This is a genomic window from Kitasatospora sp. cg17-2, assembly GCF_054031055.1.
The window spans coordinates 4,300,890-4,325,046 of record NZ_CM132923.1 but is presented as its reverse complement, the minus strand read 5'-3'; the positions used below and the strand labels follow the sequence as shown (position 1 = coordinate 4,325,046).

General features: G+C 73.3%; 19 protein-coding genes. 8 read left to right on the top strand and 11 right to left on the bottom strand.

The features are described 5' to 3' along the window. Positions 1 to 18: 18 nt before the first annotated feature. The 11 genes from ACW14Y_RS18025 to ACW14Y_RS17975 form a co-directional block, all read right to left on the bottom strand. Positions 19 to 1,341: a serpin family protein gene (locus tag ACW14Y_RS18025; protein ID WP_456987615.1), complete on the bottom strand. Its 1,323-nt coding sequence runs from the start codon at positions 1,339 to 1,341 to the stop codon at positions 19 to 21. A 123-nt stretch (positions 1,342 to 1,464) separates the two neighbouring features. Beyond that, a complete protein-coding gene (locus tag ACW14Y_RS18020) occupies positions 1,465 to 2,490 on the bottom strand; it encodes an ADP-ribosylglycohydrolase family protein (protein WP_456987613.1) in 1,026 nt (341 codons plus the stop codon). Beyond that, a complete protein-coding gene (locus ACW14Y_RS18015) occupies positions 2,487 to 3,701 on the bottom strand; it encodes a cytochrome P450 (protein ID WP_380304546.1) in 1,215 nt (404 codons plus the stop codon). The genes ACW14Y_RS18020 and ACW14Y_RS18015 overlap by 4 nt, the downstream gene beginning before the upstream one ends. Before the next feature lie 136 nt (positions 3,702 to 3,837). Next, positions 3,838 to 4,824, bottom strand: a complete 987-nt coding sequence (locus ACW14Y_RS18010) for a hypothetical protein (protein WP_456987611.1) — start codon at positions 4,822 to 4,824, stop codon at positions 3,838 to 3,840. After that, the gene (locus ACW14Y_RS18005; protein ID WP_456987609.1) at positions 4,821 to 6,203 is read right to left on the bottom strand and encodes a protein phosphatase 2C domain-containing protein; all 1,383 of its coding nucleotides are present in this window, start codon (positions 6,201 to 6,203) and stop codon (positions 4,821 to 4,823) included. The genes ACW14Y_RS18010 and ACW14Y_RS18005 overlap by 4 nt, the downstream gene beginning before the upstream one ends. A gap of 13 nt (positions 6,204 to 6,216) precedes the next feature. Beyond that, complete coding sequence (locus tag ACW14Y_RS18000; protein ID WP_380304540.1) at positions 6,217 to 6,876, bottom strand: vWA domain-containing protein; 660 nt, start codon at positions 6,874 to 6,876, stop codon at positions 6,217 to 6,219. Positions 6,877 to 6,926: 50 nt separating this feature from the next. Further along, a complete protein-coding gene (locus tag ACW14Y_RS17995; protein ID WP_456987606.1) occupies positions 6,927 to 7,445 on the bottom strand; it encodes a hypothetical protein in 519 nt (172 codons plus the stop codon). Further along, entirely contained in the window at positions 7,442 to 8,839 is a 1,398-nt protein-coding gene (locus ACW14Y_RS17990; RefSeq protein ID WP_456987604.1) for a methyl-accepting chemotaxis protein, read from the bottom strand. Before ACW14Y_RS17990 ends, ACW14Y_RS17995 begins: the two co-directional genes overlap by 4 nt. A 210-nt stretch (positions 8,840 to 9,049) precedes the next feature. After that, complete coding sequence (locus ACW14Y_RS17985) at positions 9,050 to 9,790, bottom strand: SIR2 family NAD-dependent protein deacylase (RefSeq protein ID WP_380304534.1); 741 nt, start codon at positions 9,788 to 9,790, stop codon at positions 9,050 to 9,052. Between the two features lie 97 nt (positions 9,791 to 9,887). Next, a complete protein-coding gene (locus tag ACW14Y_RS17980; protein WP_380388469.1) occupies positions 9,888 to 11,576 on the bottom strand; it encodes a transporter in 1,689 nt (562 codons plus the stop codon). Next, a complete protein-coding gene (locus tag ACW14Y_RS17975; protein ID WP_380388471.1) occupies positions 11,573 to 12,394 on the bottom strand; it encodes an ABC transporter ATP-binding protein in 822 nt (273 codons plus the stop codon). The genes ACW14Y_RS17980 and ACW14Y_RS17975 overlap by 4 nt, the downstream gene beginning before the upstream one ends. 290 nt (positions 12,395 to 12,684) lie before the next feature. On the opposite strand from ACW14Y_RS17975, the gene ACW14Y_RS17970 reads away from it, so the two are divergent. From ACW14Y_RS17970 to ACW14Y_RS17935, 8 genes are all read left to right on the top strand, one after another. Beyond that, positions 12,685 to 13,308 carry a DUF1707 and DUF4190 domain-containing protein gene (locus ACW14Y_RS17970; RefSeq protein WP_380304528.1) on the top strand — a complete coding sequence of 208 codons (624 nt, stop codon included), beginning with the start codon at positions 12,685 to 12,687 and terminating at the stop codon, positions 13,306 to 13,308. Between the two features lie 487 nt (positions 13,309 to 13,795). Then, positions 13,796 to 14,167, top strand: coding sequence for a 30S ribosomal protein S12 (gene rpsL, locus ACW14Y_RS17965; RefSeq protein WP_014144289.1), 372 nt, complete (start codon positions 13,796 to 13,798; stop codon positions 14,165 to 14,167). Positions 14,168 to 14,169: 2 nt separating this feature from the next. After that, positions 14,170 to 14,640: a 30S ribosomal protein S7 gene (gene rpsG / locus ACW14Y_RS17960; RefSeq protein WP_030393278.1), complete on the top strand. Its 471-nt coding sequence runs from the start codon at positions 14,170 to 14,172 to the stop codon at positions 14,638 to 14,640. Between the two features lie 39 nt (positions 14,641 to 14,679). Then, on the top strand, positions 14,680 to 16,785 hold the full coding sequence (gene fusA, locus ACW14Y_RS17955; RefSeq protein ID WP_380304525.1) for an elongation factor G: 2,106 nt from the start codon (positions 14,680 to 14,682) through the stop codon (positions 16,783 to 16,785). 197 nt (positions 16,786 to 16,982) lie between these two features. Next, complete coding sequence (gene tuf, locus ACW14Y_RS17950; protein ID WP_266269924.1) at positions 16,983 to 18,176, top strand: elongation factor Tu; 1,194 nt, start codon at positions 16,983 to 16,985, stop codon at positions 18,174 to 18,176. 191 nt (positions 18,177 to 18,367) lie between these two features. Beyond that, positions 18,368 to 20,425, top strand: coding sequence for a hypothetical protein (locus ACW14Y_RS17945; RefSeq protein ID WP_380304523.1), 2,058 nt, complete (start codon positions 18,368 to 18,370; stop codon positions 20,423 to 20,425). A gap of 267 nt (positions 20,426 to 20,692) precedes the next feature. Next, positions 20,693 to 21,673 carry a glycosyltransferase family 2 protein gene (locus tag ACW14Y_RS17940; RefSeq protein WP_266311565.1) on the top strand — a complete coding sequence of 327 codons (981 nt, stop codon included), beginning with the start codon at positions 20,693 to 20,695 and terminating at the stop codon, positions 21,671 to 21,673. 39 nt (positions 21,674 to 21,712) lie between these two features. After that, on the top strand, positions 21,713 to 24,097 hold the full coding sequence (locus ACW14Y_RS17935) for a hypothetical protein (protein WP_456987598.1): 2,385 nt from the start codon (positions 21,713 to 21,715) through the stop codon (positions 24,095 to 24,097). The last annotated feature ends 60 nt before the right edge of the window (positions 24,098 to 24,157 follow it).

Here is a 24,157-nt window from a genome sequence, read left to right as displayed (position 1 = left end):
CGGGTCGGTGACCTCCAGCTACGCCGCCGGGTCGGTGACCTGGCCGAGGAAGAGCGGCAGCCCGGTCGCGGTGTCCCGGACCAGGAACAGGAACGGCCGGTCGATGTGCAGTCGGGCCGGGTCCCGCGGTACCGGCGCGGCCATCGCCTCCACCCCGACGCCGCTGCCGGCGGCCGCGACCGTGCCCTGCTCGTCGACCTGGACGGTGGCCTTCTGCACCACCGGGCCGATCCGCAGCCGCTCGGCGGCGCCCGGCCCCGGGATGCCGGAGAGGTCGGCGTCCTCCTGGAACGCGGCGGTGACGCCGAGGGCCTTCAGTACGGGCGTGAGCTCGTTCCCGCTGTCGAAGCGGAACTTCGGCAGGGTGAGGTCGACCGTCCGCTCGGCGAGCGCGCCCAGCACGAGGTCCAGCTGCGCCTGGTCCAGCCCCTGCCGGAACGCCGTGAAGCCGCCCTGCGCGGGCACGATCAGGTCCATCGCCAGGGTGCTTCCGGCGTAGGGGAGTTCGACCGCCTGCCAGGGCTCGCCGAGGATGCCGCCGGAGCCCTCGGCGTAGCGCAGCGACTCGGTGCCGGCCATGGTCGGCACGGGCGCCGCGGAGCCGTCGAGGCGGTGGAACGGCAGGCCGGTGGTCCGTCCGGCCTTGAACGGGTGGGCCCAGTCGGCCTTGAGGTACAGCGCGTCGGTGAGCGCGAGCCGGGTGTCCGGATTGATCTGCCCCTTGGCGAAGAGGTCCTTGATCCGGCCCTCGGTGGCCTTCTCGACGACGCCGTTGACGGCCTTCCTGGCTCCCTCCGGGTCCTTGCGGAAGTCGGTGGTGCGCACCCCGGTGCCGAAGCCGGCGGCCAGCACCCCGAGGTAGTGCGGGTCGAGCGGGAAGTCGCGCTGGGCCCAGAGGTCGTCCGAGCGCCGGAGCACGGTCCCGGCCTTGCCGTCCGGCGTGCCGGCGCGGTTCAGGGCGCCGGTGGCGAGCGCGTACTGCTGGGGGGAGAGACCGGTGTGCAGGGCTTGGGCCAGCTGTTCGGCGGTGGTGCCCCGGGCCCCGGGCAGCACCATCGCGAGCACGGTCGCCAGGCCGGACGGCGACAGCACCAGATTGCCGCCGGCCGCGCCGGGACCGGCGGTGAGGGTGTGCAGCAGGTCGAGCCCGAACGCGGCGGTCGCCGTCGCGGTGGCGGCGACCGCCGCCGGGTCCGCGGGGGGCAGCGAGGCGGATTCGACCCGGACCACCTCGGCCCCGGTCCCGGCACCGGTTCCGGTGGAGCCGCAGGCGGTGAGCAGGGCCGCGCAGCAGAGCAGGAGCACCGCCGGGCGGCGGGTGCGGACGGTCGTGGCGGACATGGCTGACCTCGCCCGTGGGTCCCGGCACGGACCGGTGCCCGCGCCTCGGTGCCGTTTCGACGCGCCCCGCCCGGACCCGGTTCCGCCGGGAGGGCCGCCGTGCCGGGCGGCGGCCGGTGGCGGTCAGTCCCAGAGCGCGCCGAACTCCAGCAGCTCGTCCCGGTGCTCGATCCGCTCCACCCAGTCCGCCGGCCAGGCGTCGGCGCCGGCGTGGGCCCCGGCGAAGGCGCCGGCCAGGCAGGCGATCGAGTCGGAGTCCCCGGAGGAGTACGCGGCCCGGCGGACGGCGGCCACCGGGTCGTCCGGGAGCAGCAGGAAGCAGAGCAGCCCGGAGGCGAGCGCCTCCTCGGCGATCCAGCCCTCGCCGGTGGCCAGGCAGGGGTCGGCCTCGACGTCCGGCGCGGCGAGCGCGGCGTCGAGCCGGTCGAGCACCGCCAGGCACTCGTCCCAGCCGCGGGTGGCGAAGCCCTCGGTGCTGCGGTCCTGGGCGTGCGCCGCGAGGTCGTCGAGCCAGGGCGCGTCGTAGTGGCCGCGGCGGGAGAGCGCGTACGCGCGCAACACGGCGGGCAGCCCGGCCGGCGGCAGGCCCTCCGCGAGCTTGCGGACGGCGTAGGCGGTGAGCTCGCTGGCGGCGAGCGCGGTGGGGTGGCCGTGGGTGAGGCCGGACTGGAGCTGGGCCGCGCCGGCCAGCTGCGCCGTCGTCAGCTCGCGGACCAGGCCGAGCGGGGCGACCCGCATATTGGCGCCGCAGCCCTTGGAGCCGAGGTCGCTGGCGAGCTGCCAGCGCACCCCGGGCGAGGCGAGCCGGTCGCAGGAACGCAGACAGGTCATGCCGGGGGCGCGGTTGTTCTCCGGCGAGCTCGCCCAGGCGAGGAACTCGGCGCGCAGCGGCGGCTCCAGGCCCTGCGGGGTGAGCGGCCCGTCCGCCAGGGCGGTGCGCAGGGCGCGGGCCAGGGCCAGCGTCATCTGGGTGTCGTCGGTGACCAGCCCGTCCTCCGGCAGCGGCAGCCGTCGCCAGTCCGGCCACTGCCACGCGATCAGCTCGACCTCCGAGAACTCGGTGACCTTGCCCAGCGCGTCCCCGATCGCCAGCCCCAGCAGGGCCCCCGTCGCCTTGTCGCCCACGGCCCGCTCCCCCTCGTGCGTCACACCTCGACCAGCAGTTCCTCCAGTCCGCGGATCACGTAGCCCGGGCGCCACTCGGGTTCGCGGACCAGCCGCAGGCCCGGGGCGCGGCGGAGCAGGGTGCCGTAGGACTCGGTGAGCTCCAGTCTGGCAAGGGGAGCGCCGAGGCAGAAGTGGATTCCGGCGCCGAAGGTGATGTGCGGGTTGTCGGCGCGGCCGAGGTCGAGCCGGTCGGGGTCGGTGAAGCGCTCGGGGTCGCGGTTGGCGGAGCCGAAGAGCAGGGCGATCTCGGCACCGCGCGGGACGGTCACGCCGCCGATCTCGATGTCCTCCAGCACCCAGCGCTCGAACATCTGCAGCGGGGTGTCCCAGCGCATCAGCTCCTCGACGGCGGTGGGCAGCAGCCCGTCCACGTCGGCGCGCAGCCGGGCGAGTTCGGCGGGGTTGCGGAACAGCGCCCACCAGCCGTTGCCGGTGGTGTTGACGGTGGCCTCGTGGCCGGCGTTGAGCAGCAGGACGCAGGTGGAGACCATCTCCTGCTCGCTGAGCGCGTCGGAGCCCTCCTGGGCCTGGATCAGCGCGCTGATCAGGTCGGTGCCGGGGGCGGTGCGGCGGTCGCGGATCAGGGCGCGGAGGTAGTCGGAGAACTCGGTGCTCGCGGTGACGGCCCGGCGGGCGGTCTCCTCGGACGGGTTGAGCTCGAACATCCCGGTGATGTCGGCCGACCAGGGGCGCAGCAGGTGCCGGTCGGACTCCGGGACGCCGAGCATCTCCGCGATCACCGCGACCGGCAGCGGCTCGGCGACGGCGGCGATCAGGTCGCCGCCGCCGGCCGCGAGCAGGTCGTCGACGAGTTCGTCGGCCAGCCGCCGCACGGTCGGGCGCAGGCCCTCGACCATCCGCGGGGTGAAGGCCTTGGAGACCAGGCGGCGGATCCGGGTGTGGTCCGGGGCCTCCAGGTCGAGCAGGCCGTTGTCGTTGAGGGTGTGGAACGGCTCGTGCGCCGGGTCGGGTTCGGGGCGGCCGAACTCCTGGTGGCTGAACCGGTGGGTGTAGGTGCGGCCGAGGCGGCGGTCCCGCAGCAGCGCGCCGACGTCGGCGTAGCGCGGGACCAGCCACTGGTCGGTGGGTTCGAAGTACGTGGCCGGACCCTGGGCGCGCAGTTCGGTGTACGCGTCGTAGGGGTGGGCCACGAACGCCGCGGACCAGGGGTCGAACTTCACCGTCGTCGTCATCGGTCGATCACTCCAGGCCGTGAGGGGGAGCCGGAAGGATCATCGTACGCACGCGCTCCGTCCGGCCCCAGGGGCGGAGGACCCGCAGGTCCCCGCCCTGTCCCGCCCCGCCGTGTCCTGCCCCGCCCGGCGCCGGTCAGTCCGGCCGCTGCAGCCGGATGCTGCCCCGGGGTGCCCGGCGGTCGAACAGCCGCTCGTCGACCGGCCGGGACGGACGCGGCACCGCGGCACCGGCCGGGGCGAGCGGGATGCTGCCCCGGCCGCCGAGCGCCAGCAGCCAGGCGGTCGGGTCCGGCCGGCTCCCGTACGGTCCGCCGGCCTGCGCCCAGACCCGGCGGGCCAGGACCAGCCGCCGTTCCGTCAGCATCCCGGGCAGCGGCTCGAACGGCGCTCCCGGGACCAGGTACGGGTCCTGCGCCAGGATCCGGCCGACCAGCAGCGCCGCCTTGTAGCGGTCGCTGTCCGCCGAGGCGGCGCTGCCGTGCGGGGAGAGCGGGTCGGACCAGTTGGGGGTGTCGGCCTGCTCCAGCACCGGCGCCGCCCCGATCCGGCGGATGCCGTCGCAGTCCAGCAGGTGCACCGCCGGTCCGGGCCGCACCGACCAGAGCACATTGGCGTGCGAGAGGTCGCCGATCACCAGCCCCAGGCGGTGCAGCCGGCCGATCAGCCCCAGCAGCTCCAGCACCAGGGCCAGCCGCTGCTCCGGGTCCGGGCGGACGACGCCCTGGGTGGCGGGCTTCTCCGGGTAGAGCAGGTACTGCGCCTCGGTGAGCCTGGAGCCGCCGGAGGCCGTCCGCCAGGTCATCGAGGCCGGTGCCTCGCGCATCAGGAAGCCGACGCAGTCCGGGCCGTCGACCACCCGGCAGAGCGGCCAGGCGGCCTGCGCGTCCAGCCGTTCCCGGTCGTCCGGCGGCAGGGCGAGCCGCAGCGCGACCAGCTCGGCCAGGGCCGGGCCGTGCACCCGCCGGGGCTCCAGGTAGCGCTTGAACAGCACCCCCGGGACGCCGTCCAGCCGGCGCACCAGGCCCTGGCCGCCGCGGCCGGCCTCGGGACCGGAGGGCAGCAGGGCGAGGCCGACGTCCGCGCCGCCGGCCAGCGCGCCGGCGAGGTCCGGGGCGGTCATGCCGGTGCCTCCCAGAGGCAGACGACCGAGCGGTCGTCGTCGTAGCTGCGCACCCGGACCTGGGCCTGCCAGAGGAACTCGGCCAGGCCGGGCACCTCGCGGCCCCAGCGCCCGCCGAGGAACTCCCGCAGCTCGGGCTCCTTGACCAGGGGGAGGGCGAGGCCGTCGGTGCAGAGCACCAGCACGTCGCCGGGACGGGTGTCGGTGATCAGCGCGCTCCGGACCAGCCGGTACGCCTCCGGCAGGCAGTCCGTCCGGGTGCTGATCAGGGTGCCCGTGCCGTCGCCGCCGTCCCCGTCGGCGTCCAGGTTCTCCCAGCCGTCCGCGCGCAGGCGCAGCAGTCCGCCGTCGCCGACCGCGAGGAAGCCCCGGGCCGGGACCTCCGGGTCGGCCGGCACCAGCAGCGCCCGGAGGGTGGTCGACCAGGTCTTCGGCGGATGTCCGAACCGCTCGGCCTCCTGCGCGAGCTCCTCGGCCGCGGCGGCGACGAGCCGGTCGGTCAGGCCGGTGAAGTCCGCGGCGGAGCCGGTCCGCAGGAGGTCCAGCAGGGTGTCCGCGTTCGGCAGGACGTGCTTGGCCAGCAGCCGGACGATGCCGTTGGAGCCGTGGTGGGAGTGCGGCTGGGAGCCGACGCCGTCGGCGACCGCGACCAGCAGCAGCCCGCCGGCCCGGACCACCAGCGCGGCGTCCTGCCGGCACTCGGCCGCGTAGCGGTGCGAGTCGCCGCGGACGGAGGCGGCCCGGACGGTGACCGGGCCGAACCGGCCGCCGTCCACGACGGTGTCGGGCAGCAGGCCGCCGTAGAGGTCGCCGCCGCGGACGGCGGGGATGTCGGTCGGTTCGGCGGGATAGGCGGGGGCCTTGCGGCCGACGTGGGCGAGCGGTCCCGGGGTGCGGAAGGAGGGCGGCCGGACGACCGGGTCGGCGGCGGGCGCGCCTCCGACGGGCGCGCCTCCGACGGGCGTGCCTCCCGCGGGCGCGGGCGTTTCGGCCGGGAGTACGGCCGTGGGCGCGGCGGTGGGTACGGCCGCGGGTGCGGCGGTGGGTACGGCCGTGGGTGCGGCCGCGGCCGGTTCGACCGGGCCGCCGAGCGGCGACACCGGGTCCGCCCAGGGCTCGCGGACGGCGGCCGGGCCCCGGCCGATCGGCCGGGGCAGGAAGTCCTCGGGCGTCACCCGCCCGGGGGTGACGACGGGCCCCACGACGGCGTCGGCGGGCGCGGGACCGGGGTCGGCGGGCGCGGGGTCCGGCGGCTTGGGGTCCCAGTCCTCGTAGACCGAGGCGGCGAGCTCGATCGGGTCGACCTTGCGGGTCGGCGCGTGCTCCGGCCCGGGCTCGGGCACCTGGCCGGCCGGCGTCGGGCTCTCGTGCGGATTCATCCGGCGGCCCGGCTCAGAGCTTGTCGAGCGAGACGGCGGTGAAGCCGGACACCTGGTCGTCGACCTGGAGGCTCATACCGGTGCCGGCGGCGGTCGCCCCGCTCACCGAGCGCACGATCGACCGGGTCAGGCTGGCCGCGAACTCCCGCAGCGCGGGCGCCACGTCGGCGTCCCCGTCCTCCTGCATGAAGGCCTTGAAGGTCGCCACCTGCGCGATCACCGTCCGGTCGGCCTGGCCGATGCCGAAGGCGATGATGTGCGGCCGGAACGCGGCGGCGAGCAGGTCCTGGTAGGGCTGCTCCCAGTCGGTGTCGGTCGGCTCGCCGTCGGAGAGGAAGAAGACCACCGGACGGTAGACGTCGTGGCCCTCCGCCTTCAGCTCCCGCACGTCCCGCTCGATCGCCCGGCCGAGCAGGTCGAAGACTCTGCCGAAGGACGTCAGGCCGGAGGCCTCCAGGGCCGGCAGCTCCTCCAGGTCGCTCAGGTCCACCAGCGGCTGGAGTTCGTGGGCGTCGGTGGAGAAGCCGATCAGCCCGAACCGGGTCTTGTCGGCGACGGTCGGGTTGGTGCTGATCTCCTGGTGGAGCTCGAACAGCGCCTTGTTGAGGGTGTCGATGTACAAGGTCATGGACGAGGACTCGTCGCAGACGGCGTAGAACGGGAGGATCTGCACTGCACTTCTCCTTCGAACGGCAGAGCGTCGGCGGTCGGCCGGCGGAGCGGTCAACCGGTGTAGAAGTAGATCTCCAGCGAGGCGTGCCGGGGGTTGTCCGCGAGCGAGATGAAGTCCCGCGCGGTGGTGCCCCGGAACATCTCCGGACGGGCCTGCGCGAGCAGGCCGTTGACGGTGTGGGCGTAGGCCTGGCCGGCGCCCGGGTCTCGGTTGCTGCCGAAGGTGAGGACCACGGCGGCCTGCCGTCCGGCGTACGGCTCGGTGGCGGCGCGGATCTGCGCGGCCAGGCCCGCCGTGTCCGAGGAGTCCCCGGCCACGTCCACGGTGACCGGGTCGTGCTCGACCCCGCGCGGCCCGGTCGGGGCGGGGGTGGGGACCGGCGAGGCGCTCGCGGTGGGGCTCGCGCCCGGGGTGGCGGCGGGCGTCGCGGCGGCCCGTTCGGCGGCCACCGGGTCGCCCTGGTCGCCCATCGCGACCAGGGCGAGCACCAGCAGCATGTCGGCGAACAGCCAGCCGACCAGGTGGGTGCCGCGCGGGCCCGGCCGCGCGGTCCGGAACCGGCCCCTCATCGGCCCTGCCCGTGCACCGGCACCTCGTCCAGGTCCAGCAGCGTCCGGTCGTCCAGGTCGCCGGTCGAACCGCCGGCCCGGGCGGTGGTGGTGGCGGCGGTGCCCCGGGACCGGGCGGCGTCCTCGTCGGGGCCGGGGCCGGCGGAGGTCTTCACCATCACGATCCCCGGGGACCCGTCGCCCCGTCGGTCGGCCGCCGCGTCCAGCCGGGCCGCCGCGGCGGTGGCCGCCGAGGCCGCGGCGGCCACCCGGTCCGCCATCGCCACGACCTCGCGCGCCAGGCCGTCCAGCCGCTCCAGCACCTGCCCGCCGACGTCCGCGACGGTCTCCGCGCCGGTGGTGAAGCCGCGCTGGGCGACCGCGAGGTCCCGTACCGCGTCCTCCACCCGCTCCCCGGCGTCCGCGAGTCCGGTGCCGACCCGGTCGGTGGCCTGCCGGACCAGGTCGACCGCGTCGGCGGCCTGCTTCCCGCTCCGGTGGACCAGGCTGTCGGTGGCCGCCGCGCCGTCCCGGACGGTCTCGGCGAGCAGGTCCCCGCTGTCCTTCACCGCCCGGCCGACGCCGTCCACGGCCCGGCCGATGCCGTCGACCGCCTTCTCCACACCGTCGACGGCCCGGCGCAGCGGGTCCACCGCCTCGCCCGCCTCGGCCAGCCGCTGTTCGGCCCCGGCGACCGAGCGCTCGACGGCCAGGGCCGCCGTGCCCAGGTCGCGCTGGGCGTCGGCGGCCTGCCGGACGAGCCGTTCCAGGGTCTCCGCCGCGCCGGTGAGCTCGGCCGCGAAGCGCTGCGGCGACGAACGGCGGCGTTCGTTCAGGACCAGCTGGGCCCGGGTGAGCAGCGGCGCCAGCGCCGCCAGCAGGTCCTCCGCCTCGGCCTCGGCCGCCGCCTCGCGGCGCTCGGCGCCCGCCCGGCGCAGGCCGTGCGCGACGGACAGCGCCAGCAGCAGCGCGATGAACAGGGTCGCGGACCGCGCGATGTCGCCGAAGCCGGCCCAGCCGGGCAGCCGGCCCTCGAAGCCGGTCTGCCAGAGCTGGAGGAAGGGTCGCGCGGCCTGCCGGGGGTCCGCGCCGATCAGCGCCCGGTAGGCGGTGCTGGCCTGCATCAGCCCGCCCCAGGTGATCAGCAGGGGGACGAACACCAGTCCGCCGAGCGCCGCTTCGGCCCAGGCCCAGAACCTCGGCGCGGGCCGGGGCCGGACCGCGGCCCGAACGCTCTCCGGCCGGACGAAGCTGTGCACCAGGTCGAGTTCGGCCCAGTGGTCCAGGTCGCCCGTCCCGGAGAGCGCCAGGCCCAGTTCGCGCAGCTCCTCCTGACGGTGCGCCAGTCCGGGGCGGTCGGCCAGCGCCCGCAGTTCGCCCCCGAGCGCGGTGCGGTCCAGCAGGCCTGGGGTCATGAGGGCTCCTTCGTACGCGCCGCCGCGGAGCGGGCACGCCCGTGCCCCGGTGCGGCGCGCGGGCGTGCCCCGCCCGCGCGGCCTCCCCCCGTGGCCGGAAACCGACCACGCCGCTCCGCGCGGCAGCGTAGCGCAGAACAGGCCGCCGGGACTGGGCAGTTCGGAAGATCGCGAGCCTTTCCGCCGCCCGCGCCCGGCGTGCGCGGGCGGTCAGCCGAAGCGGGCGACCAGCCGTTCCACCAGGGCCGGCAGGGCGGTCGAGATCGGCTCCCGGACGACCTCCTCGGCGACCTCGTCGAGCGGCGTCGGCTCGCCGTTCACCACGATCAGCCGGGCTCCGGCCCGCACCGCGTCGTACGGCAGCGCGGCCACCGGGTAGACCTGCAGGCTGGTGCCGACGGCGACGAACAGCTCGCAGGCCGTACTGATCGCCTCCGCCTGCCGGAGCACCTCGGTGTCCAGCTGCTCGCCGAACATCACGGTGCGCGGGCGCAGGATCCCGCCGCAGACCAGGCAGGCCGGATCCGGCTCGCCCGCCGCGACCCGCTCCAGGGCCTGCTCGGTCGGTCCGGTCGCGCGGCAGTCCACGCACTGCACCTCCCGCGCGGTGCCGTGGAGTTCGAGCACCTTGCGCGGCGTCTGCCCGGCCCGCTGGTGCAGTCCGTCGACGTTCTGGGTGAGGACCCGCAGCGGCAGGCCGGACCGCTCCAGCTCCACCAGCGCCCGGTGCCCGGCGTTCGGCTCGGCGGCGAGCGCGCCGGTCGCGGCCCGCATCCGCCACGCCTCGCGGCGGACCTCCGGATCGGACAGGTAGGGGCCGACGGTGACCAGCCGCTGCGCGCCCGGGTCGCGCTGCCACAGGCCGTTCGGGCCCCGGTAGTCGGGGATGCCGGAGTCGGTGGAGATCCCGGCGCCGGTGAGGACGGCGATCAGCGGGCGCTTGGCGTTCATGCCCGGGACGCTACGGTCCGCGCCGGGCGCCCGCCACCGAAAATCCGCCCGGCACCCCGGCACCCCGGCACCCAGGCACCCCGGGCACCCGCGGGTGTCAGCGTTCGACGGCCTTGGCCAGGATCTCCGGGAGGCGCTCCAGCAGCCGCCCGGCGGCGAGGCGCAGCCCGAGGGCGGCGACGGCGGCGCCGTAGAGGGGACCGGCGAACAGCAGCGGCCAGGTGGCGGCGCCGGTGGCCAGCGCCCACACCAGGTAGCCGACGGCCGGGGCGGCGACCAGGGCGCTGCCGAACATCGAGCCGAAGCTGTTCAGCATCACCAGCCCGCCCTGGCCCGGGGCGGCGTTGCGCATCGGGTTGTTGTCGGCGGGCATGGTGTACGGCGCGAGCACGCTGAGCACGGCCCCGATCGCGAGGCCGCTGCCGAGCAGGGCGAACGCGACGCCCACGGCGGCCGGCAGCCCGGACCAGTCGCCGGTGGCGGCGGCCAGCACCAGGGCGAGCACCAGGGTGACCGGGACGGCGTAGGAGAGGACGGCGTACGCGCGCCCGCGCAGCTCGTCCCGGGCGTCCGCCGGGGTGAGCAGGGTGGCCGCGACCATCCAGAACGCCGAGCCGTCCATGCCGAACAGGTTGAGCATCTGCAGCCCGAGGAACATCCCGGTCATCGCCACCAGGTAGACCGTCGACCAGCCCTGGACGATCGACAGCACGCAGATCACCAGCGTCATCCCGATGCTGGTGAAGACGGCGGCCTTGGCCCGGGGCTCGCGCCAGGCGTAGCGCAGGTGGCGCTGCATCACCGCACCGGTCCGGCCCTCCGGCAGGAAGCGCGGGCCGCGCCGCGCCCGCTGGACGCCGCGGACGACCTCCACCGTCGAGGCGTCCGCGGTGACCATCAGCTGCTGCAGGCTGGCGCGCCACCACCGCAGCAGCAGGGCGAGCAGCGCGGCGGTCGCGGCGAGCTGGAGCAGCGCGAGCGGCCACTGCCCCTCGCCCGCGGTGCGCGCCGCGTCGACGGCGCCGACCGGCGGGATCCAGCGCAGCACGGCGGCGAAGGGGGCCAGCGGGCCGAGGTCGGCGCCGTTCTCGCCGGCCTTGCCGAAGACGCTCTGCGAGCCGAGGTTGGCGATCTGCGCCAGCAGCGCGAAGAGAAGGCCGCCGAAGACGGCGAAGTCCTTGCCGCGACGGCTGGAGAGCAGCCGGGCGTTCCCGGCGGCGACCGCGCGGGAGAGCGTCACCACGGTGAGCACCGCGAGCGGCACCCCGACCGCGCCGGCCACCGCCGAGGCGGCGCCGTGCGCGCCGGACAGCGCGGCGCCGGTGAGCAGCACCAGGCTGATCAGCGGTCCGGGGCCGAGCAGCGCGGCCAGCGCCGAGCCGCGCAGCAGCGGTCCTGGCCGCAGCGGCAGCATGGTGAGCCGGGTGGGGTCGGAGCTCTCGTCACTGGTGAAGAGGAACAGCGGGATCGCGGCCCAGGAGAGGGTGAGCGCGGCGGCCAGGACGACGCCCGCGTCACCGGCGGCGCCGTGCTCGACGTGGTCGTGCAGGATCGTCAGCAGCAGGGCGATGCCGGTCGCGAACAGCAGGCCGACGGTGGCGCCGAGCACGTAGAGGGCGGCGCGGCCGCGGCTGCGGCGCAGCCCGTTGCGCAGCAGCCGGAGCTTGAGCGAGACCAGGGTGCGGACGACCGTCCGGTCGTCGGGGATCCCGGCCGTCGGGAGCGGGGCGGACGCCGGGAGCGGTGCCGGGGCCGGTGCCGGGGTCGGGGCGGGGGAGGAGCTCACCGCTCGCCCCCGCCGAGCCAGTCGAGCGACCGGCCGTCGTCCTCGCGGACGCCGATCAGGTCCAGGAACGCCTCGTGCAGGCTGCGCCCGCCGCGGACGGTGTCGAGCGGGCCCTGGGCGATGACCCGGCCGGCGCTGATGACGGCGACCCAGTCGCAGAGCTGTTCGACGAGCTCCATCACATGGCTGGAGAAGACGACGGTGGAGCCGGCCGCCGCGTACCGCTTGAGCACGCCGCGGATGGTCTGGGCGGAGACCGGGTCGACGCCCTCGAACGGCTCGTCGAGGAAGAGCACGTCCGGGTTGTGCAGCAGGGCGGCGGCGAGGCCGATCTTCTTGCGCATGCCGGTCGAGTAGTCGGCGACCAGCTTGTCGGCGTGGTCGGCGAGGTCGAGGACGGCGAGCAGTTCCTCGGCCCGGCGGTCGACCTCGGCGCCCGGCAGTCCGCGCAGCCGGCCGTTGTACTGGAGCAGTTCGCGGCCGCTGAGCCGCTCGAACATGCGCAGGCCCTCGGGCAGGATGCCGATCCGGGCCTTGGCGGTGACCGGGTCGGCCCAGACGTCGGCGCCGTGGACGAGCACCGTCCCCTGGTCGGGCCGGAGCAGGCCGGTGACCATCGAGAGCGTGGTGGTCTTTCCGGCGCCGTTCGGGCCGACCAGTCCGATGAACGCCCCGGTCGGCAGCTCCAGGCCGAGCCCGGCGACGGCGGCCTGGCTCCCGAAGTGCTTCCACAGGCCCTGGATGGACACGGCCGAGGGCACGGGGGAGGGCGCGGGGGAGGTCGGGTCGGGGGACGGCGGCGGCGCCGATGCCTGCATGGCGGCTCTCTCTGGTGGTGGTCGGACCGGTCGGGGCCGATGGTCGTTCCATGATCGAAACGGGCCCGACGACAGCCTGCCACCGCCCGGCCGGGCCTGTCTCCTGTGGCGATGCCCCTGGTGTGTCGGGACCAAACGGGTGAACGGTGCGGCGGGGGACGGCCCGCGGAACCGGAGGTGTACCGGATCGGGAGAATCGGCAACTACTCGGAGCCCCCGTTCGTCCTGCACTATGAGAGTCCGACGAACGGGGGGCTCCGTGGTCGCGCGGGGGTACCGGGAGGTGGCGGATGGCCGTTCAGCCGTGGGGTGAGCAGGAGTTCGGGGCGGCGCGGCCGCCGGTTCCGGGCCCGCCCGCGATGCCGTACCCCGCGATGCCGCCGGCCGCCGTGCCGCAGGCCGCGATGCCCCAGGTCGCGATGCCGCAGTCGGCGATGCGGGCGGCGACCGCGGACCGCGAGCGCACGGTGGACGTGCTGAAGGCCGCGTTCGCCGAGGGCCGGCTCAGCGCCGCCGAGTACGGCGAGCGCTTCGAGGCGGCCAGCACCGCGCAGACCTACGGCCAGCTCGCCCGGCTCGTCGCCGACCTGCCGGCCGGGCCGATGGTCGCCCCGCAGATGACGGTCGCGCAGGCCGGACCGGTCCTGGTCCCGGTGCCGCCGACCTTCCTGGCCCCGCCGCCGCAGCGGCGGACCAACGCCGTGGCGGTGACCTCGCTGGTCCTCGGCCTGCTCTGCGTGCCGACCGGCGGCCTGCTGGGGCTGCCGGCCGTGATCACCGGCCACATCGGACGCCGGCAGGTGATCGAGCGGAACGAGGAGGGCGACGGGATGGCCGTCACCGGGCTCGTCTTCGGCTGGCTGTCGATCGCCTTCTGGGCGACGATCATGCTGACGGTGGCCGTCTTCGGCTGACGCGGCGGGCCCCGCCGACCCGGCCCGACCCCGCCCGGGGCCCCCGGCGGACGGGGCGCGGCCGGTGTGTCCGCTCCGTCACTGTCCGAGGACTCCGGTCGGCCGAGCGCGGGACGAGTTGCGCGGCGCGCCGTGAGGGAGTGTGCTATAAGCATCGGCCGCGGCGGCGGGGACCTCGGCGCCAGGGCCACGACCTGCGATGTTCCATTTGTTTTGACCGAGCCCGATGCGCTAGGTACGCTCTGACCTTGTGCCTGGGGTGTCCCCGGGTCCTTGTGCGTGCATGCACACCGGTCGCCGCGCCGAGCCGGAGCGTCTTTTACGGCGCGCCGCGCGTGAAGCGCCGTCGCTGTACATCAGCCCACGGGATTCCGTGCCGGAAAAAACCCAACACACCCGACCGCGTGGGTCGAACCACGGGGCCGTGTGCGAGGGAACACCGCAGGTTAGTTCCACCAAGCCTTGGCACACAGAAAACGGAGAAACGGTGCCTACGATCCAGCAGCTGGTCCGAAAGGGCCGGCAGGACAAGGTCGAGAAGAACAAGACTCCCGCGCTGAAGGGTTCCCCGCAGCGCCGTGGGGTCTGCACGCGTGTGTACACGACCACCCCGAAGAAGCCGAACTCGGCCCTTCGTAAGGTCGCCCGTGTGCGCCTCACCAGCGGGATCGAGGTCACCGCTTACATTCCGGGCGAGGGCCACAACCTGCAGGAGCACTCCATCGTGCTGGTGCGCGGTGGTCGTGTGAAGGACCTTCCTGGTGTCCGCTACAAGATCATCCGCGGTTCGCTCGACACCCAGGGTGTCAAGAACCGCAAGCAGGCTCGCAGCCGCTACGGCGCCAAGAAGGAGAAGTAAGAATGCCTCGTAAGGGCCCCGCCCCGAAGCGCCCGGTCATCATCGACCCGGTCTACGGCTCCCCTGTCGTCACCCAGCTGGTCAACAAGATCCTGCTGCACGGCAAGCGCTCCACCGCCGAGCGGATCGTCTACGGCGCCCTCGAGGGCGTCCGCGAGAAGAGCGGCGCCGACCCGGTCGTCACCCTGAAGCGCGCGCTGGAGAACGTCAAGCCCGCCCTCGAGGTCAAGTCCCGCCGTGTCGGTGGCGCGACCTACCAGGTGCCGGTCGAGGTCCGCCCGGGCCGCGCCAGCACCCTGGCGCTGCGCTGGATGGTCGGCTACTCGCGCGCCCGTCGCGAGAAGACCATGACCGAGCGCCTGATGAACGAGATCCTCGACGCCAGCAACGGCCTGGGCGCTTCCGTGAAGCGTCGCGAGGACACCCACAAGATGGCCGAGTCCAACAAGGCGTTCGCGCACTACCGCTGGTAGTCCGTACCCCGTCACTAGACAGAGAGAGAACGAGCCACCATGGCTGCAACCTCCCTTGACCTCGCCAAGGTCCGCAACATCGGGATCATGGCGCACATCGACGCGGGCAAGACCACCACCACCGAGCGGATCCTGTTCTACACCGGTGTGTCGTACAAGATCGGTGAGGTCCACGATGGCGCTGCCACCATGGACTGGATGGAGCAGGAGCAGGAGCGCGGCATCACGATCACGTCGGCCGCGACGACCTGTCACTGGACCGTCGACGATGCCGACCACACCATCAACATCATCGACACCCCGGGCCACGTCGACTTCACCGTCGAGGTGGAGCGTTCGCTGCGCGTCCTCGACGGTGCCGTGACGGTGTTCGACGGTGTCGCCGGTGTCGAGCCCCAGTCCGAGACCGTGTGGCGGCAGGCTGACCGCTACGGCGTCCCGCGCATCTGCTTCATCAACAAGCTGGACCGCACGGGCGCCAACTTCTTCTTCTGCGTCAAGACCATCGTGGACCGCCTCGGCGCGACCCCGCTGGTCATGCAGCTGCCGATCGGTGCCGAGTCGGACTTCCAGGGCGTTGTCGACCTGGTCCGCATGAAGGCGCTGGTCTGGTCCGCCGAGGCGGCCAAGGGCGAGATGTACGACATCGTCGACATCCCGGCCGAGCTGCAGGAGCAGGCGGACGAGTACCGCGAGCAGCTGATCGACACCGTGTCGAACGTCAGCGACGAGATCATGGAGCTCGCCCTCGAGGGCGAGGACATCCCGGTCGAGCTGCTGCAGACCGCGATCCGCAAGGGCACCCTGAACTCGGACTTCACCCCGATCTTCTGTGGTACCGCGTTCAAGAACAAGGGCGTCCAGCCCCTGCTCGACGCCGTCGTCAAGTACCTGCCGTCCCCGCTGGACATCGAGTCCATCGAGGGCACCAAGCCGGGCGACGACACGGTCAAGATCTCCCGCAAGGCCTCGGACGACGAGCCGCTCGCCGCGCTCGCGTTCAAGATCATGTCGGACCCGCACCTCGGCAAGCTCACCTTCGTCCGGGTCTACTCGGGCCGCCTGGAGTCCGGCACCTCGGTGCTGAACGCCGTCAAGGGCAAGAAGGAGCGCATCGGCAAGATCTACCGCATGCACGCGAACAAGCGTGAGGAGATCGACTCGGTGGGCGCCGGCGACATCATCGCCGTCATGGGCCTGAAGCAGACCACCACCGGTGAGACGCTGTCCGACGAGAAGCACCCGGTCATCCTGGAGTCCATGGACTTCCCGGCCCCGGTCATCCGCGTCGCGATCGAGCCCAAGTCCAAGGGTGACCAGGAGAAGCTGGGCGTTGCCATCCAGCGTCTCGCCGAGGAGGACCCGTCCTTCCAGGTCAACACGGACGAGGAGACCGGCCAGACCATCATCGCGGGTATGGGCGAGCTGCACCTCGAGGTGCTCGTCGACCGTATGCGCCGTGAGTTCAAGGTCGAGGCCAACGTCGGCAAGCCGCAGGTCGCGTACCGCGAGACGATCCGTCAGGCCGTCGAGCGCATCGACTACACCCACAAGAAGCAGACCGGTGGTTCCGGTCAGTTCGCCAAGGTGCAGATCGCGATCGAGCCGCTCGAGCAGGCCGAGGGCTACGAGTTCGTCAACCAGGTCACCGGTGGCCGCGTGCCGCGGGAGTACATCCCGTCGGTCGACGCCGGCTGCCAGGAGGCCATGGAGTTCGGTATCCTCGCCGGCTACCCGCTCCAGGGCGTTCGCGTGAAGCTCCTCGACGGTGCGGCGCACGACGTCGACTCGTCCGAGCTCGCGTTCAAGATCGCCGGCTCGATGGCCTTCAAGGAAGGCGCCCGGAAGGCCAAGCCGGTCCTCCTGGAGCCGATGATGGCCGTCGAGGTCACCACGCCCGAGGACTACATGGGCGACGTGATCGGCGACATCAACTCTCGCCGTGGCCAGATCCGGTCCATGGATGAGCGTCACGGTGCCCGCGTCGTCACGGCGCTGGTGCCCCTCTCCGAGATGTTCGGCTACGTCGGTGACCTGCGCAGCAAGACCTCTGGTCGCGCGAGCTACTCGATGCAGTTCGACTCGTACGCCGAGGTTCCGAGGAACGTCGCGGACGACATCATCGCGAAGGCCAAGGGCGAGTAACGTCCCGACTTTCGGGACGACAGCCACCCCTTAGGCTATTGGGAGGCAACTCGGGAGGATCCGGTCGGATCCTCCCGGGGCCTCCGGCCCCCCACCCAGTGGGACGGCACGGGGTGTCCTCCGGACAGCCCACACAAAACCGATCAAAGACCAACTGACGTCACCACGGCGTACAGAACTGTCCTCAGGAGGACTCAGTGGCGAAGGCGAAGTTCGAGCGGACGAAGCCCCACGTCAACATCGGCACCATCGGTCACATCGACCACGGTAAGACGACGCTGACCGCGGCGATCACCAAGGTGCTGCACGACGCGTACCCGGACATCAACCCCTTCACGCCGTTCGACCAGATCGACAAGGCGCCGGAGGAGCGGCAGCGCGGTATCACCATCTCGATCGCGCACGTCGAGTACCAGACCGAGGCGCGTCACTACGCCCACGTCGACTGCCCGGGTCACGCGGACTACATCAAGAACATGATCACCGGTGCCGCCCAGATGGACGGCGCCATCCTGGTGGTCGCCGCCACCGACGGCCCGATGCCGCAGACCAAGGAGCACGTCCTCCTGGCCCGCCAGGTCGGCGTCCCCTACATCGTCGTCGCGCTGAACAAGTCCGACATGGTGGACGACGAGGAGATCCTGGAGCTCGTCGAGCTCGAGGTCCGTGAGCTGCTCTCCGAGTACGAGTTCCCGGGCGACGACCTGCCGGTCGTCCGCGTCTCCGCGCTGAAGGCCCTCGAGGGCGACGCCGAGTGGGGCCAGAAGCTCCTCGGCCTGATGCACGCCGTCGACGAGAGCATCCCCACCCCGGCCCGCGCCGTGGACCAGCCGTTCCTGATGCCGATCGAGGACGTCTTCACGATCACCGGTCGTGGCACCGTCGTCACCGGTCGTATCGAGCGTGGCATCCTCAAGGTCAACGAGACCGTCGACATCATCGGCATCAAGACCGAGAAGACCACCACCACGGTCACCGGCATCGAGATGTTCCGCAAGCTGCTCGACGAGGGCCAGGCCGGTGAGAACGTCGGTCTGCTGCTCCGCGGCATCAAGCGCGAGGACGTCGAGCGCGGCCAGGTCATCATCAAGCCGGGTTCGGTCACGCCGCACACCGACTTCGAGGCCCAGTCCTACATCCTGTCGAAGGACGAGGGTGGCCGTCACACCCCGTTCTTCAACAACTACCGCCCGCAGTTCTACTTCCGTACCACGGACGTGACCGGCGTCGTGACCCTCCCCGAGGGCACCGAGATGGTCATGCCGGGCGACAACACCGGCATGACGGTCGCGCTGATCCAGCCGATCGCCATGGAGGAGGGCCTGAAGTTCGCCATCCGTGAGGGTGGTCGGACCGTCGGCGCCGGCCAGGTCACCAAGATCATCAAGTAATTGATGCTCTGACTCTTGACCCCTGGTCAGGATGGGCTTGGTGAGGATCCCAGGATCCTCACCAAGCCCTCTGTCTTTGTGCTCAAAACCGTCAACTAGGATCGCGGCATAACGCCGGAGTGAACCCGGGCGCCAGGGTGCCCGTATCAGGGATGGGGTTTCTGGGGCTCGTGGAAAGACTCCGCACCATCGTGGCCGCTAGGTCCTCGGCCGAGGAGACGGCGGCACCCGACGACCTGCCCGTCCCGGCAGCTCCTTCCGGCGGACGGCCGGCCCGCAGCCTGCCCGCCCTCGGCGGCGCCCTGCTCGCGTCCTGGCTGCTGCCGGCCGCGCTGATCTCCACCGGTCTCGGCATCGTGCTGCTGCCGCTGCTCGTCCTGGCCGTCGCCTCGGTGATGCGGGTCGGCGGGGTGCTGCTCGACCGACTGGTCGCCGCCGCGCTGGTGGTGGCCGGCGGTGTGGTCGTGCTCGGACTGCTGTTCTCGGTCTGGCCGTGGGGGATCGACCCGATCCCGACCTCCGGGGTGCTGTTCTCCGTCGTGGTCCTGGCCGGCTGGACCGGCCGTCGCGCACCGAGGCTTCCGCTGCGGTTCCGCCCGTCCGACCTGATGGTGCTCGGCACCGGCGCGGTGCTGTGGCACTACCTGCACCTGCCCCTGGTCGGCAAGGGCCCCGAGTGGCGGATGGAGTTCCTGGCCACCGCCGAGGACCGGCTGAACCACTTCTCCTACTTCGTGGGCATCGAGCACGTCGGCGGTTACAACTTCCTGCACCAGGAGGCCGCGCGGGCCTACCTGATGGGCCCCGGCGAGGTCACCTACCCGCAGGGCTCGCACTTCCTGCTGGCCTGGATCGACTCCCTGCTCCGCTCCAGCACCGACCTGGGCACGCCGGTCGGCGCGATGAACCGCTACCTGCTCCTGATCCTCGCCGCCTACGCGCTGCTCGGGACCGCGCTGGTCTGGGGAGCCCGCTGGATCGGCGGACCGCGACTGCGCGGCTGGCGCACCGCGGCGGTCTGCGGGACGGTCGCCTCGCTGGTGCTCGCGAGCAACTACGCCGATCTGGTGCCGCACGGGTTCGACTCGACCGTCATCGGTCTGCTGATGGTCGCCCTGCTCACCGCCTTCATGATCCGCCCCGCGATGCGGACACCGGAGTTCCTCCTGGTCGCCGCGCTCGGCCTGATCATCGTCACCTACGTCTACAACCTCTTCGGGGCGATCGCCGGGGTCGTGCTGGTGGCCGCCCTGGTGGTCCACCGCCGCCGCTTCCGGCTCAGGCGCTGGCCGCTGTACCTCGTGCTCGCCGTGGTCACCCTCGGCGTGGCCGGTCTGCCCAGCGTGATCTCCGTGCTCTCCCAGCTCGACGTGGCCGGCGCCTCCAACCTCGGCGGGCCGAGTGTCGCGGCGGACCGGGTGCTGCTCATCGGCGGTCTGCTGCTGGGCGTGCTGGCGGCCGCGGCGCCGGCCAACCGCAGGACCGCGACCGGCCGGGCGCAGCTCGCCGTGCTGCTCGGCACGGGTGCGGTGATCTGGGCCTTCGCCTGGTACCAGGTCCACAGCATCGGCCACGTCTCCTACTACTTCGAGAAGCTGGCCGGCACCGGTGTGGTGATCGCGCTGGTCTCGCTGGGCGCGGTCGGTCCGCTGCTGCGGGCCGGCACCCCGGCCCGGACCCCGGTGCTGCGGCGCCGGGCGGGCGACGCGGTGCTGTCGGCGGTCTCCGTGGTGACGGCGCTCAGCCTGTTCGCCGGCGTCCAGTGGGGCATGGAGTCCTTCAAGTCCGGGCCCTCGGCCTGGGACGGCAACCGGCTGATGGCCTGGAGCCGGGGGGAGTCCTGGAGCGACATAGGTCCCCGGCACGGTGCCACCGTCGCGGAGGACCTCGCGGACATCCCCGGCGCGGTGATGGTGCTCTACTCCAACGACGCCTACAAGAACCTGAAGTCCACCTGGCTGGCCTCGCTGCTGCGCAACCGGGGCGGCGACATCCTGCCGCTGTACGAGACGCACTGGGTCAACATCGGTGCCTTCGAGCAGAACGAGGCCGAGTACCAGGCGTCGATGGAGCACGTCCGCAAGGGCGCCCGGCAGCTGGGCGAGCCGATGACGGTGGTCGTCGCCGACCCGGCCACCGGCGAGCGGATGGGCAAGGACCTCCAGGGCTTCGAGCCGAGGATCAGCGTGGTGGTCAAGCCCGGCAACGCCTGGGGCCACCCGTGGGAGCGCAGCTTCCCCGGTACCTGATCGGGCCGCCCGGGGACGGGCCGCCCACTGTCCGGCGCGGGGCGCCGTCCTTCCGGGGGCGGCGCCCCGTCGGCGTACCGGAACCGGCGGTTTGCAACCGGCGGCCCGGCCGGTGTCCCGTCGGTGTCCCGTCGCGGCCCGGAAACCGGCGGGCCGGGACCGGTTCGCCGGGCCCGCCGGGGTGTCCAGCGCGTCTCATCTGGGCATCATCACCGGCTGCTATTGTCGGCGGCGATCGACCCCACCGGCGGAAAGCGGGAGCAATTCATGACGACGGCGCCCGAGTTGTCGGTGGTCATGCCGATCTACAACGAGCAGGACGCGCTGCCGCTGACGGTCGAGCGACTGCGGCCGATCCTCGACGGGCTGGGTGTCGGCTACGAGGTGGTCGGTGTCGACGACGGCAGCACCGACGCCACCCCGCTGCTGATGCAGAAGATCCGCCAGGACTGGCCCGAGTTCCGGATCGTCCGCTTCTCCCGCAACTCCGGTCACCAGGCCGCGCTCAAGGCCGGGCTGCACCGGGCGTTCGGCGACTTCGTGGTGAGCATCGACGCGGACCTCCAGGACCCGCCGGAGAAGATCCCCGAGATGCTGGAGCTCGCCCGCGAGCGGAGCCTCGACATCGTCTACGGCGTACGCGGCGACCGGGGCACGGACAGCTTCTTCAAGCGGCGCACGGCCGGCGCCTACTACTGGCTGATGCGCAAACTCGTCGGCAAGCGGATGCCGAACCAGGCCGGTGACTACCGGCTCCTCAGTCGCGCGGCGGTGGACGCGCTCAAGGCCCTGCCCGAGCACCAGCCGGTCTACCGGCTGCTGGTGCCGTGGCTCGGCTTCCCCAGCGGCGAGGTGGTCTACGTCCGCGAGGAGCGGGTCGCCGGGGCGACCCACTATCCGCTGGGCAAGATGGTCCGGCTGGCGCTGGACAGCGTGACGAACTTCTCCGCGGCCCCGCTGCGGCTGGCCACCTGGCTCGGCCTGTTCAGCTTCCTGGTCTGCCTGGTGCTCGGCGCCTACACCGCGATCGAACACGCGGTCGGCAACACCGTCCCGGGGTGGTCGTCGTTGTTCATCGGAATGCTGTTCATCGGCGCCGTCCAACTGATCTGCGTGGGCCTGCTCGGCGAGTACGTCGGCCGGATCTACTCGGCGGTCCAGGCCAGGCCCGCCTACTTCGTCGGCTACGACTCGGCCGAGGAGAGCAGCGGAGCGGGGGCGGAGAAGCTCTCCGACTGTGTCCGCTAGCGCGCCGGGGGCGGCCCGGAACGTGCGAGGAGGCAGTACGTGGACGGCTACCGGACGACCGCGTCGGACCGCGGCCCGGAGACGGCGGACGAGCGGCGGGCCGGGTCCTCGGCACCGGCGACCGGGCGGTTCCGCGCGGTCCGGCTGCTGCCGGCCTCCGCCGCCCTGGCGGTGGTGCTGGCGGTCCTGATCGGCTGCGGCACACCGGTCGCGGACGTCGCCCGCTACGCCGGCTACGCGCTGTGGGCGGTGCTGCTCCCCGGCACGCTGGTGTTCCGCGCCCTGCGCCGCCGCCCGCACACCCTGGTCGAGGACCTCGCGCTGGGGGCCGTCACCGGCCTGGTGCTGGAGCTCGCCGCCTGGGCCGTGACGGTCCGGCTCGGCCTGCAGTCGGTGGCCGTGCTCTGGCCGCTCGCCGTGGTCCTCCCGTTCGCCCTGGTGCCCGGGCTGCGCCGGCACTGGCGTCCGCGCGGGTACGTGCGGCCCCCGCTGAGCTGGTCCTGGACGGTCGCGGGCCTGGTCGCGCTGACGGCGGTCTACTTCGGCGAGGTCTTCCTGGCCCGCTTCCCGATCCTGCCGACGGGGGAGCCGAGCCGGGTCTACGGGGACCTCCCGTACCTGATCTCGCTCGCCGGGAACGCGAAGTACCACATGCCGCCGACCTTCCCGCAGGCGGCGGGAGAACCCCTGCACTACCACTGGTTCACCTTCAGCCACATGGCGATGTCCTCCGTGGTCGGCGGCATCGACCTGCCGGTGGTCGCGATGCGGCTGATGGTGCCGGTGCTGAGCGTGCTCACCGTGCTCGCCGTCGCGGTGGCCGCGCACCGGCTGAGCGGCCGGCTCTGGGCCGGGCCGGTGGCGGTGGCGCTGTTCATGGGGGTGGGCGAGTTCACGGCGGCCTACCCCAACTCCATCGATTCCTGGCTGTTCGGCGCGCCCGCGGTGGGGCTGCTGTCCTGGGCGAGCCTCTCGCTCGCCTACAGCCAGCCGCTGCTGGTCGCGCTGGCCGTCACGGTCGGCGAGGTGCTGCGCGGGTCCGGCGCCGGCTCCGACCGGCGGGAGGTGCCTCCGCTGGGGCGCGGGGCCTTCGTCCTGGTGGCCCTGTTCGCGCTGGCCTCCAGCGCGGCCAAGGCCAGCACCCTGCCGGTCACCCTGGGCGGGCTGGCGGTGGCCGGCCTCGCGCTCGCCGTCACCTCCCGGCGGATCCCCCGGTCGGTGCTGGTGCTCGGCGCGATCCTGGTCGGGGCGCAGCTGTTCGCCACCGCGCTGGTCTTCGACTTCCAGAGCTACGGGCTGCAGCTCGGCCAGTTCGGGAACGTCCGGAAGTACTGGGCCGATCCCCAGCTGGGCCCGGCCCCGGTCCGGGCGGCGGTCGCGCTGTCGACGCTGGCGGCGTTCGTGCTCAACCACCAGCTGCGGCTGCTGGGCGCGGTGCCGCTGCTGTGGCGGCGGCGGATGCGGCTGGAGCCGGTGCAGTGGTTCCTGCTCGGGTCGGCGCTCGCCGGACCGGCGGCCTACCTGCTGATCGGCGGCTTCAACGCGAGCTACTTCACCATCGCCTCGGCGCCCTTCGCCGCGCTGCTCTCCGCCTGGGGCTGGTGCGAGCTGGCCGAGCGGGCCGCGCTGCCGCGCCGGGCGGCGGTGGCGCTGGTGGCCGCGGCCGTGCTGGCGGGTGCCGTCCTCACCTGGCTGATCCACCGGTTCTCGGGCCGCTGGGCCGAGTTCTCGGTACGCCTGCTGGGCCGGGGCACCGGGAGCCGCGTCCACTGGCCGCTGCTGCCGATGCTGGCCGCCGCGCTGGCGGTCGCGGCCGCGGCCGTCCTCGGTCTGCTGCTGTGGCGGGGGGCCGGCCGGGTGCGGCCCGCGCTGCGCGGCTACGGCGGGGTCGTGCTGGTCACCGGCCTGTGCGCGCTGGGGCTGCCGGCGCTGCCGCTGGACGTGCTCCAGGGCCGGGAGTACGGCTGGGACTTCGCCTGGGCGCTGTCCGGGCGGCAGATCGAGGCGGCCCGCTGGGTCCGGGCGAACAGCCGGCCCACGGACGTGCTCGCCACCAACGCCCACTGCTGGCAGTTCGACGACTACGCGTACGGCCCGGAGTGCGACAACTACCGGTCGCAGTGGCTCAGCGCGTACTCCGAGCGGTCCGTGCTGGTGGAGGGCTGGGCGTACGCGCCGCGGCTGGTGGCCCGCTCCGGCGGCGGGGTGGTCGCCCGGGAGCCCTTCTGGGACCAGCGCCTGTTCGGGCTCAACGAGGACGCGGTGTACCGTCCTACCGCAGAGTCGATCGAGCGGTTGCGGCAGGAGCACCGGGTGCGGTTCCTGGTGGTCGACCGGAAGGCGGGCGCCGAGTCGTCCCGGCTGCGGGAGTTCGCCGAACCGGTCTTCGACAACGGACGGGTCGCCGCGTACCGGCTCCCCTGAGTGGACGGAACGGACGGGTACCCCGCGATGCTTTCGACGGACGACAGGAACGGGCCGCCG